Here is an 11,566-nt window from a genome sequence, read left to right as displayed (position 1 = left end):
AGACACGCCGTGTATCAACATTTTATCGAAGGGCTGCAACGCCTGGGCCGTGCACTGATGCTGCCGATCGCGATTCTGCCGATTGCCGGCCTCCTGCTGCGACTGGGCGACACCGACTTGCTGAACATCGCGGTGATGCACGACGCCGGGCAGGCGATCTTCGCCAACCTGGCGCTGATCTTCGCCATCGGGATTGCCGTGGGTTTTGCCCGCGACAACAACGGCACGGCGGGCCTGGCGGGTGCCATTGGGTACCTGGTGATGGTCTCCACCCTCAAGGTGATGGACGCCAGCATCAACATGGGCATGCTTGCGGGGATCGCCAGCGGCTTGATGGCCGGTGCGCTGTATAACCGCTTCAAGGACATCAAGCTGCCGGAGTACCTGGCGTTCTTTGGTGGGCGACGGTTTGTGCCGATCGTTACCGGGTTCTCAGCGGTGGCGCTGGGGGTAATCTTTGGTTTGATCTGGCCACCGATCCAGCATGGCATCAACAGCTTCGGCGTGCTGCTGATGGAAAGCGGCAGCTTTGGCGCGTTCGTGTTTGGCGTATTCAACCGCCTGCTGATCGTCACCGGCTTGCACCATATCCTCAACAACATGGCCTGGTTTGTGTTCGGCAGCTTCACGGATCCGGTGACCGGCGCGGTAGTGACCGGCGACCTGACCCGCTACTTTGCCGGCGACCCGAAAGGCGGCCAGTTCATGACCGGCATGTTCCCGGTGATGTTGTTCGGCCTCCCGGCGGCGTGCCTGGCGATGTACCGCAATGCCCTGCCGGAGCGGCGCAAGATCATGGGCGGGATTTTCCTGTCGATGGCGCTGACCTCGTTCCTGACCGGGGTGACCGAGCCGATTGAGTTCGCGTTCATGTTCCTCGCGCCATTCCTGTACCTGCTGCATGCGTTGCTGACCGGCTTGTCGATGGCGGTCACCAACATGCTCAACATTCACCTGGGCTTTACCTTCTCCGGCGGGTTTATCGACATGGTGCTGGGTTGGGGTAAATCCACCAACGGCTGGCTGGTGTTCCCGGTTGGGCTAGCGTATGCGGTGATCTACTACAGCGTGTTCAACTACTGCATCCGTCGCTTCAATTTGAAGACGCCGGGGCGCGAGGATATTCAGGTCGCCCAGGCCGAGGCCATGACCGATAACCAGCGGGCCGGCGCTTACATTCGCGCGCTGGGTGGTGCGGAGAATCTGCTGAGTGTGGGTGCTTGCACGACGCGTCTGCGGCTGGACATGGTGGATCGCAACAAGGCGGTAGATGCCGAGCTGAAAGCACTGGGGGCCATGGCGGTGGTTCGACCGGGTAATGGCGGGAGTTTGCAGGTAGTGGTCGGGCCGATGGCGGACAGCATCGCCGATGAGATTCGCTTGGCGATGCCTTCGTATGTTGCGGCGCCTGCGGTGGTGGTAGCGCCTGTTGAGAAGAGCACACCGGTGAATGTGCATGAGGCCGAGAAATGGCTGAGTGCGCTGGGCGGTCGGGCCAATGTATTGCAACTGGATGCGGTGGCGATGACGCGGCTGCGGGTGGAGTTGGGGGATGGTTCGGTGTTGTCGGAAGCCCAACTGACTGCGCTGGGTTGCCAGGGGGTTAGCCAGCTTGAGAGTGGGGTTTGGCACTTGCTGATTGGTGACAAGGCTTCGGGGTTGGGTGAGGCGTTGGAGCGGTTGGTCAGTGGCCGTGAGGTTGGGGTAAAAGCCTGAATCTTTACTGAGCATCAGGGCCTCTTCGCGAGCAAGCCCGCTCCCACATTTTGATCGGTGCCCGTCAAGGCAACGCGGTCAAATGTGGGAGCGGGCTTGCTCGCGAATGGCCCTCACAGGCGCCGAATTACTCAGGCTCAGGCACCTCATACAAGTCCAGCATCCGATCCACCATCATTTGAATCCCCTCCAGCATCCGACAAATCCCCAGCGCCACATCACGGTGAGAACCGTCGACTTCAAACGCCAGATGAACCGTCAGCGCCTGCACTGAGGCAAGGTCCTGAGAGGCGTTGGCCAGCAGGGTTTCGCTATCCAGATTAGCACGCAGGGTGAATAGCCCGTCGGGAGGCAATTCGGGATCGGCGCTAGGTTTCAAATAATGATTGATTGCCCGGTGGGCGGCGGCGTGAAGCGAGGCTGAATCGAGTGGTGGATTTGGACTGTCTTTGATCATGGTAAAGCTCCTTCAAGATAGGAGCTGCCAGCATCACTTGCAGATGATGGGTGGCAGCTGTGCGCGGGTCTGCAAGACCGAGGAAGGAGCTTCCCGGCAGACCCAAAGGTCTCCCCCGCACAGCCACCATTAAAACGATGGCCATGAAAAGCGCCACGATTATAGCGGCGCTTATGAGCTCCAAACATAATTTCGGCGGGCTTGCAGTCCCGGTCACTGAATTGGCAGCGACTGGCGAAGGTTAGAGAGGCAAGTTCCGAGGGACAACCTGAAAGGCTTGTCAGAAAAATCCGAGTCGCTCCGACAAGCCAGCTCTCACATTTGATCGCCACCAGACATGGCAACGCGGTCCAATGTGGGAGCCGGGCTTGCCCGCGATGAGGCCCTGACAGGCAACAAAAAACCCGCTGACCAAACTGGCCCAGCGGGTTTCTCGTTTTCACAACCAGCGAATCAAAAATCCGCCAACTGCCACACCTCATACGCCGGTGTCTCATACGGATGGCTCAGTTTCAACGCAGCCACCACAGCCACGATCAACTCATCCGCCACCACCAGCTCAACCTTCCATTCTTCAACCACTTCAACTTGCCCCACCTGCCCGATAAACGGCTGGCTGCCGTCCATCGCGCGGAATTGGCCCTGGCCCAGGACCTGCCAGGCGCAGCTGTCGTAGTGGCCGATACGCCCGCCACCCGCTGCGAATACGGCGGTTTTCACCGTCTCCACATGGCTGTCAGGCACAAAGAAGCTGAGCTTGTACACCGTCTTAGTTCACCCAGACGCGAGCGTTACGGAACATGCGCATCCACGCGCCATCTTCGTTCCACTCTTCCGGGCGCCACGAGTTCTGCACGGCGCGGAACACACGCTCCGGGTGCGGCATCATGATGGTGACGCGACCGTCGCGGCTGGTCAGCCCGGTGATCCCGCGCGGCGAGCCGTTCGGGTTGGCCGGGTAGCCTTCGGTGACCTTGCCGTGGTTGTCGACGAAACGCAGGGCCACGGTACCGGACAGGTCGGCTTCCAGCAGTGCTTCTTCGCTGGCGAACTCGGCATGGCCTTCACCGTGAGCGATGGCGATTGGCATGCGCGAACCGGCCATGCCCTGCAGGAAGATCGAGTTGGATTCCTGCACCTGAACCATCGCAACACGGGCTTCGAACTGCTCGGAACGGTTACGCACGAAGTGCGGCCAGAACTCGCTGCCCGGGATCAGTTCGCTGAGGTTGGACATCATCTGGCAACCGTTGCACACACCCAGGGTGAAGCTGTCGTTACGCTCGAAGAAACCCTGGAACGCGTCGCGGGCACGGCTGTTGAACAGGGCCGATTTGGCCCAGCCTTCACCGGCACCCAGTACGTCGCCGTAGGAGAAACCGCCGCAGGCCACGAGGCCTTTGAATTCGTTGAGGTCGACGCGACCGGCGAGGATGTCGCTCATGTGCACGTCGATCGCATTGAAGCCGGCACGGTCGAACGCCGCCGCCATTTCCACCTGGCCGTTGACGCCCTGCTCACGCAGTACGGCCACTTGTGGGCGGATGCCTTTCTTGATGTAAGGCGCGGCGATGTCCTGGTTGACGTCGAAGCTGAGCTTGGTGCTCAGGCCCGGGTTGTCTTCTTCCAGGATCACGTCGAATTCCTGCTCGGCGCAGTCGGCGTTGTCACGCAGGCGCTGGATCTGGTAGCTGGTCTCGGCCCACTGGCGTTGCAGCAAGCGGCGCTGGCCTTCAAACACGGTTTCGCCGTTGAAGACGATGTTGATTTCACCGTTGTTGATCGGCTGGCCAACCACGGCCACGCAGTCACCCAGGCCAGCGGCGCTGAACTGTGCGAGTACGTCTGGCGTTGCGTCCTGGCGAACCTGGATCACGGCGCCCAGCTCTTCGTTGAACAGGATTGCTGCGATGTCGGCGGAAGTTTCTGCCAGGCCATCGAGGTTCAGGTTCAGGCCGCAGTGACCGGCAAAGGCCATTTCCACGGCGCTGGTCAGCAAACCACCGTCGGAACGGTCGTGGTAAGCCAACAGGTGACCGTCGGCGTTCAAGCCCTGGATCACCGCGAAGAAGGCTTTCAGGTCTTCGGCGTCGTCGACGTCCGGGGCCTGTTTGCCGAGCTTGCCGTGCACCTGGGCGAGGATCGAGGCGCCCATGCGGTTCTGGCCACGACCAAGGTCGATCAGGATCAGGTCGGTGGTGCCCTTGTCCATGCGCAGTTGCGGGGTCAGGGTCTGGCGGATGTCGGTGACGGGCGCAAAACCGGTGACGATCAGCGACAGCGGCGAGGTGACGCTCTTGTCCACGCCTTCATCGTTCCAGCGGGTCGCCATGGACATGGAGTCCTTGCCCACCGGAATGGTGATACCCAGCTCAGGGCACAGCTCCATGCCGACCGCTTTCACGGTGTCGTACAGACGCGCATCTTCACCCGGGTGACCGGCAGCGGACATCCAGTTGGCCGACAGCTTGATGTCGGAGATCTTGGCGATACGCGACGCTGCGATGTTGGTCAGGGTTTCGCCGATGGCCATTCGGCCCGACGCCGGAGCGTCCAGCAGCGCCAGCGGAGTGCGCTCGCCCATGGCCATCGCTTCACCGGTGTAGACGTCGAAGCTGGTGGCGGTGACGGCAACGTCAGCCACCGGAACCTGCCACGGGCCGACCATCTGATCACGGGCAACCAGACCGGTAATGGTGCGGTCGCCGATGGTGATCAGGAAGCTTTTGCTGGCAACGGCCGGGTGGTGCAGAACGCGCTCCACGCAGTCGGCGATGGCCAGGGTCGACGGATCGAAATCGTCGCCCAGTTCGTTTTCACGCACGGCCGAACGGTGCATGCGCGGGGCTTTACCCAGCAGCACTTCCAGCGGCATGTCCACCGGGCTGTTGCCGAAGTGGCTGTCGGTGACCGTCAGTTGCGGCTCGGCAGTGGCTTCGCCGACCACGGCAAACGGGCAGCGCTCGCGTTCGCAGATTGCCTGGAAGCGTTCGAAGTCGGCAGGGCCGACGGCCAGGACGTAACGCTCCTGGGATTCGTTGCTCCAGATTTCGTGCGGGGCCATGCCCGGCTCGTCGTTTGGAATGTTGCGCAGTTCGAAACGGCCGCCACGGTCGCCATCGTTGACCAGTTCCGGGAAGGCATTGGACAAACCGCCGGCGCCGACATCGTGGATGAAGCTGATGGGGTTCTTGTCACCCAACTGCCAGCAACGGTCGATGACTTCCTGGCAACGGCGTTCCATCTCAGGGTTTTCACGCTGAACGGAAGCGAAGTCCAGGTCGGCCGAGCTGGTGCCGGTGGCCATGGAGGAAGCGGCGCCGCCGCCCAGGCCGATCAGCATCGCCGGGCCGCCGAGGACGATCAGCTTGGAGCCGACCAGAATCTCGCCTTTCTGTACGTGCTCGGCGCGGATGTTGCCCATGCCGCCGGCCAACATGATCGGCTTGTGGTAACCGCGCACTTCATCGCCACGGGGGGTGGTGATGGACTGTTCGAAAGTACGGAAGTAGCCGGTCAGGGCCGGACGCCCGAATTCGTTGTTGAACGCAGCGCCGCCCAGCGGGCCTTCGATCATGATGTCCAGCGCGGTAACGATGCGCTCAGGCTTGCCGTACGGCACTTCCCACGGCTGTTCGAAGCCCGGAATCTGCAGGTTGGACACGGTGAAGCCGGTGAGGCCAGCCTTTGGCTTGGCGCCACGACCGGTTGCACCTTCGTCGCGAATCTCGCCGCCGGAACCGGTGGCTGCGCCCGGGAACGGGGCAATCGCGGTCGGGTGGTTGTGGGTCTCGACTTTCATCAGGATGTGCACCGGCTCCTGCACCGCGCCGTACTGGCGGGTCTCAGGGTCCGGGAAGAAACGGCCGGCGACGGAGCCGACGATGACCGAGGCGTTGTCTTTATAAGCCGACAGAACGCCTTCGCTGTGCATCACGTAGGTGTTCTTGATCATGCCGAACAGGCTTTTTTCCTGACTCTGGCCGTCGATGTCCCAACTGGCGTTGAAGATCTTGTGACGGCAGTGCTCGGAGTTCGCCTGGGCGAACATCATCAGTTCGATGTCGTGGGGGTTGCGCTTCAGGCCGATGAAGGCGTTGACCAGGTAGTCAATTTCGTCTTCGGCCAGGGCCAGGCCCAGTTCGGTGTTGGCGGTTTCCAGGGCGGCGCGACCGCCACCGAGCACGTCAATCGCGGTCAGCGGCTTGGGTTCGGCGTGGCTGAACAGACCGGCGGCCTGTTCCAGCTGGCCCACGATGATCTGGGTCATGCGGTCGTGCAGGCTGCTGGCGATCAGCTCGGCCTCGGCCTCGCTGAACTGGCCGGCTACATAGAAGGCGATCCCGCGTTCCAGGCGCTGGATTTTTTCCTGGCCGCAGTTGCGGGCGATGTCGCTGGCCTTGCTCGACCAGGGCGAGATGGTGCCGAACCGTGGCAGAACCAGGAACAAGCGGCCCGCAGGCTCTTGAACTGGAACGCTGGGACCGTACTTCAGAAGGCGCGCCAGCACTTGCTGTTCGTCGGCGGTCAAAACGCCGGTAACGTCGGCGAAGTGAGCAAATTCAGCATACAAGCCACTGACAGAAGGTACCTTCTGGCTCAGTTGCTCAAGGAGTTTGCTGTGGCGAAAGGCAGAAAGGGCAGGAGCGCCGCGCAGGATCAACATCTTCGGGACAGCCTCGGGAAGGGGGTGTGCTTTGAGGCCGTGCATTCTAGCGTAAACCGTCGCCAACGGCACCCGAAACGGCACCTATGGCCGCTGCCGGACGTCAGTTGGCATAAATCGCACGATATCAGAGGGCCATCCCCGCTATTCAGGGCAGTTATTTTAACCGTCACAATCGGCTGCCAAGCCCCGTTTCTGCGGCCTGCAGCCACGCTTTACGGGTGCTAGCAGACAAGTGCCCCGCTGTCGAGATATGGCGCCGAGGGTCCTTTGCGTATACTGCGCAGATGTTCTCCCCTACTGCTTTACGCCCGCGATGCGCCAAATGGCTCTTCGTCACCGGACTCTTCCTGCTGCTCAGTGCGTGTGTGGATAAACCCAACACGCTCGAGCGAATCAAGGAGGATGGCGTATTGCGGGTGGTCACCCGAAACAGCCCGGCCACTTATTTCCAGGACCGTAACGGCGAAACCGGTTTCGAATACGAACTGGTGAAGCGTTTTGCCGACGAGCTGGGGGTAAAGCTGGAGATCGAGACCGCTGACAACCTGGATGACCTGTTCTCACAGATCGGCAAACCCAACGGCCCGGTACTGGCCGCCGCCGGTCTGGTCAGCAGTGAGCCGCGCCGCCAGCAAGTGCGTTTCTCCCATCCGTATCTGGAAGTCACCCCGCAGATCATCTACCGCAACGGCCAGTCCCGCCCGACCACGGCGGCAGACCTGGTGGGCAAGAAAATCATGGTGCTCAAGGGCAGCACCCACGCCGAGCAACTGGCGCAGCTGAAAAAGCAATTTCCCGGGATTGAATACGAAGAATCCGACGCCGTTGAGGTGGTCGACCTGTTGCGTATGGTGGACGAAGGGCAAATTGACCTGACCCTCGTGGACTCCAACGAAGTGGCGATGAACCAGGTGTACTTCCCCAACGTGCGGGTGGCCTTTGACCTCGGTGATGCCAGCCATCAGGCCTGGGCGGTCGCCTCCGGCGAAGACAACAGCCTGCTCAACGAGGTGAACAGCTACCTCGACAAGGTCGAAAAGAACGGCACCCTGCAGCGTCTGAAAGATCGCTATTACGGGCACGTGGATGTACTCGGCTACATGGGCGCCTACACCTTTGCCCAACATTTGCAGCAGCGCCTGCCCAAGTACGAAAAACACTTCCGCGCCTACGCCAAGGAAGAAAAGGTCGACTGGCGACTGCTGGCGGCCATCGGCTACCAGGAATCACTCTGGCAGCCGGCGGTGACCTCCAAGACCGGCGTGCGCGGCCTGATGATGCTGACCCAGAACACCGCACAGGCCATGGGCGTGTCCAACCGCCTGGACGCCAAGCAGAGCATCATGGGCGGCGCCAAGTACCTGGCCAAGATCAAGGATGAACTGGACGACAAGATTGCCGAGCCGGACCGCACCTGGTTTGCCCTGGCGGCGTACAACGTCGGCACCGGTCACCTGGATGACGCGCGCAAGCTGGCCGAAAAGGAAGGCCTCAACCCGAACAAGTGGTTGGACGTGAAGAAGATGCTGCCACGCCTGTCGCAGAAGCAGTGGTACAGCAAGACCCGTTATGGCTATGCCCGTGGCGGTGAGCCGGTGCATTTTGTGGCGAACATCCGACGTTACTACGACATTTTGACGTGGGTGACGCAGCCGCAGCTGGAAGGCAATCAGGTGGTGGAAGGCAGCCTGCATGTGCCGGGTGTGGACAAGACCAAGCCGACCGACGAAACCCCGCAGTTGTAACCGGCAGAACATCTCACTGTAGGAGCGAGCTTGCTCGCGAAAAACGCAAGGGCACCCCGGTCAACCCGGCTCCCGCGTTATCGTTGAAGATCTTCGCGAGCAAGCTCGCTCCTACAAATTCTCAAGCGGTGTTCAGGCCGGTGATCAGGTGCACTACCCCGCCCGCCAATACCATCACGCCCGGCACACCTGCCACCTTCAACGCCTGCGCATCCAACCGTCCCGCATCCTTCAACTGCACCCGCACCCGGGTCAGTGCTACTCGCTGCTGCGACGTGAGATTCTCCGCCCCACCCAGCGCATTCAGCACCGCCGGCGCCAAGGCTGTTTCGCCCACTGGCGCAACTACCGCCTGTGGCGTTTCAAGAATCAAATCCGGGGTCAGGGCCTTCCAGAACGCCCGCTGAAATTTCTCGAACATATCAGTGCTCCACAACCAATGAGGTTTCAACGGTAGCCGCGTGGTACAGGCGCAACGCCTCGCGTACCTGCGCCGCTTCTTCCAGGCCGAGCACCTGCCGAGCGATGGATTGGCAGTCCGCCAGGTCCAGCTCGCGCACGGTGGCCTTGATGGTCGGGATCAACGGCACGCTGACCGACAACTCATCCACACCCAACCCGATCAGCACCGGCACCGCCAGCGCTTCAGACGCCAGCGCCCCGCACACGCCGACCCACTTGCCATGGGCATGGGCCGCCTTGACGGTGCTGGCGATCAGGCGCAGCACCGCCGGGTGAAAGCTGTCAGCCTGGCTGGCGAGCCGCGGGTGATCGCGGTCCATGGCCAGGGTGTATTGGGTCAGGTCGTTGGTGCCGATGGAGAAGAAATCCACCTCCGGCGCAAACAGATCAGCCATCAACGCCGCCGACGGGACTTCGATCATGATTCCCAGCTTCGGCAATTCCGTCAGCCCCAGGGCCAGTGCTTCCTCTTCAAGAATCTTCCGCGCCAGGCGCAATTCCGAAAGCAGGCTGACCATCGGCAACATGATGTGCAGCCGGGCGAAACCGGCACTGGCGAGGATCGCGCGGAATTGTTCGCGCAACAGTTCCGGGCGCTCCAGGCACAGGCGAATCCCGCGCAGGCCGAGGAATGGGTTGGTCTCGCTGTCCATCGGCACATAGGCCAGCGGCTTGTCGCCACCGACGTCCAGGGTACGCACCACCAGATTGCGCTCCGGACCCAATGCACGGGCGATGGCGCTGTAGGTGCCCGCCTGTTCTTCAGGGCTCGGCGCGCGGTTACGGTCTAGGTAGAGGAACTCGGAACGCAGCAAACCGACACCTTCGCCCCCCAGCGTCAGCGCCTGCTCCACCTCCTGCAATGACGCGACGTTGGCCGTCACTTCGACGTGATGACCGTCGCGGGTAGTGGCGGGCAGTGAAGCCTGCTCCACTTCCCGCTGGCGGCGCAGCACTTGCTGTTGGCGGGTGACGTGCAGTTGCTCGATCTCGGCCAGGTCCGGGTTCAGGTGCAGCTCGCCTTTGTCGGCATCCAGCAGCACTTGTTTACCGTTGACCAACTCCAGCACCTGCGCCGGCACGCCGCAGATGGCCGGCAAGCCAAGGGCGCGAGCAAGGATGGCGACGTGGCTGGTAGCGCCGCCGCCCACGGTGACGAAGCCCAATACCTTGCGGGTGTCGAGGCTGGCAGTTTGTGACGGGGTGAGTTGCTCGGCAATCAGGATCGCCTGCTCCGGCAAATCCCAGGCGCTGTCCTGAACGCCGAGAATCAGTTTCAGCACTCGCTGGCCAACGTCTGCCAGGTCGGCAGCGCGCTCGGCGAGCAACGCATTGCCCAGGCCCTGAAAAAGCATGGCGGTGGCTTCGGTGGCGCTGTTCCAGGCGAAGGCCGCGCTTTTGCCCTGGTCCAGCAGGTCGCGGGTCTGTTCCAGCAGGGCCGGGTCGTCGAGCAATTCCTGGTGCGCGCGGAAGATCTCGGACTGGGCGCTGCCAACGACCTTTTCCTGCAAGGCTTGCAGGGCCAGATTCGCGTCACTCAGGGCCTGCGTCAGGACGGCACGCTCCAGCGCTTCACCCGTACCGGCTTCGACGATGGTCAGCGCCGGCTCTTTAACCTGCACGACTTGGCCAAACGCCGAACCCGACGAGGCGCACACACCGCGCAACAAGGTCGCCGATGAATCAGGCGCCACGGGCGAAGCGGCAGGTTGATGAGCCGCGACGGCTTCCCCGCAACCTTCGGCCAGCAAGGTCACCAGCGCCTGGATCGCCGCTTCGGCGTCCTCGCCTGCCGCGCTGACTTGCACGGTGTCACCCTGCGCCGTCTGCAACGCCATGATCCGCACCAGCGACTTGGCGTTGGCGCTCTCGGTTTGCTTGTGCAGGTAAATACTCGCCTTGAAACCTTTGGCCGCCTGCGCCAGCACCGCCGCCGGGCGCGCATGCAGGCCGTTGGCGTTGGGCAAGGTCAGTGGCTTGGAGAACAGGGCGTCACCCTCCTCGTCTTTTACCTCGTCGGCAACGGCTTGCGGCGTCACTCGCAGCAGCGGTTGCCCCACATCGATCAAACCCTGCTCGGGCGTCAGCAGTTTGAAGGGCTCACCACTCACCACCAGCATCAGGGTCAGCAAACTACGGGCATTGAGCGCCACGTAGTCGGCATCGAATTCGATCAGCGGTTGCCCGGCTTCCACCCGCTGGCCTTCCTCGACCAATCGGGTGAACCCCTTGCCCGCAAGATTCACGGTGTCCAGGCCGATATGCATCAGCACCTGGACGCCGTTGTCGTCGGTGACACTCACCGCATGACCACTGTCCTGGATATTGCTGATCACCCCGGCCAGTGGCGCGCAGAGGGTCTGCGAGGTCGGATCGATGCACAGGCCATCGCCGATCAGGCGACTGGAGAACACCGGATCCGGCACCTGGTCCAGGGCGAGCAGCACCCCGGACAACGGCGCCAGCAATTCCAGGGATTGAGTTGTGGTCATGACTTCACCTGCTGTCTTGTTCTGT

General features: G+C 62.0%; 7 protein-coding genes. 2 read left to right on the top strand and 5 right to left on the bottom strand.

Features of this window, described 5'->3' with window-relative positions; genetic code table 11:
• Positions 1-57: 57 nt before the first annotated feature.
• The gene (gene nagE, locus ACUN0G_RS04635; RefSeq protein ID WP_445575519.1) at positions 58-1,716 is read left to right on the top strand and encodes an N-acetylglucosamine-specific PTS transporter subunit IIBC; all 1,659 of its coding nucleotides are present in this window, start codon (positions 58-60) and stop codon (positions 1,714-1,716) included.
• 127 nt (positions 1,717-1,843) lie between these two features.
• On the opposite strand, the gene ACUN0G_RS04630 is transcribed toward nagE, so the two are convergent.
• From ACUN0G_RS04630 to purL, 3 genes are all read right to left on the bottom strand, one after another.
• Positions 1,844-2,173, bottom strand: a complete 330-nt coding sequence (locus tag ACUN0G_RS04630) for a DUF6124 family protein (protein ID WP_445572796.1) — start codon at positions 2,171-2,173, stop codon at positions 1,844-1,846.
• 453 nt (positions 2,174-2,626) lie between these two features.
• Positions 2,627-2,938 (bottom strand): NGG1p interacting factor NIF3, encoded by a 312-nt coding sequence (locus tag ACUN0G_RS04625; RefSeq protein WP_093201315.1) that lies wholly within the window; start codon positions 2,936-2,938, stop codon positions 2,627-2,629.
• Between the two features lie 4 nt (positions 2,939-2,942).
• Positions 2,943-6,839, bottom strand: a complete 3,897-nt coding sequence (gene purL, locus ACUN0G_RS04620) for a phosphoribosylformylglycinamidine synthase (protein WP_445572795.1) — start codon at positions 6,837-6,839, stop codon at positions 2,943-2,945.
• 287 nt (positions 6,840-7,126) lie between these two features.
• On the opposite strand from purL, the gene mltF reads away from it, so the two are divergent.
• Entirely contained in the window at positions 7,127-8,587 is a 1,461-nt protein-coding gene (gene mltF, locus ACUN0G_RS04615) for a membrane-bound lytic murein transglycosylase MltF (protein ID WP_421523557.1), read from the top strand.
• A gap of 121 nt (positions 8,588-8,708) precedes the next feature.
• Here the strand turns inward: mltF and ACUN0G_RS04610 are convergent, their stop codons facing one another.
• Complete coding sequence (locus ACUN0G_RS04610) at positions 8,709-9,008, bottom strand: PTS transporter subunit EIIB (protein WP_445572794.1); 300 nt, start codon at positions 9,006-9,008, stop codon at positions 8,709-8,711.
• Between the two features lies 1 nt (position 9,009).
• Complete coding sequence (ptsP, locus tag ACUN0G_RS04605) at positions 9,010-11,541, bottom strand: phosphoenolpyruvate--protein phosphotransferase (RefSeq protein WP_445572793.1); 2,532 nt, start codon at positions 11,539-11,541, stop codon at positions 9,010-9,012.
• Between the last annotated feature and the right edge of the window lie 25 nt (positions 11,542-11,566).

It is taken from the genome of Pseudomonas sp. 32A (assembly GCF_052682255.1).
The sequence above is the reverse complement of the archived record's forward strand: the minus strand, read 5'-3'. Positions and strand labels throughout refer to the sequence as shown.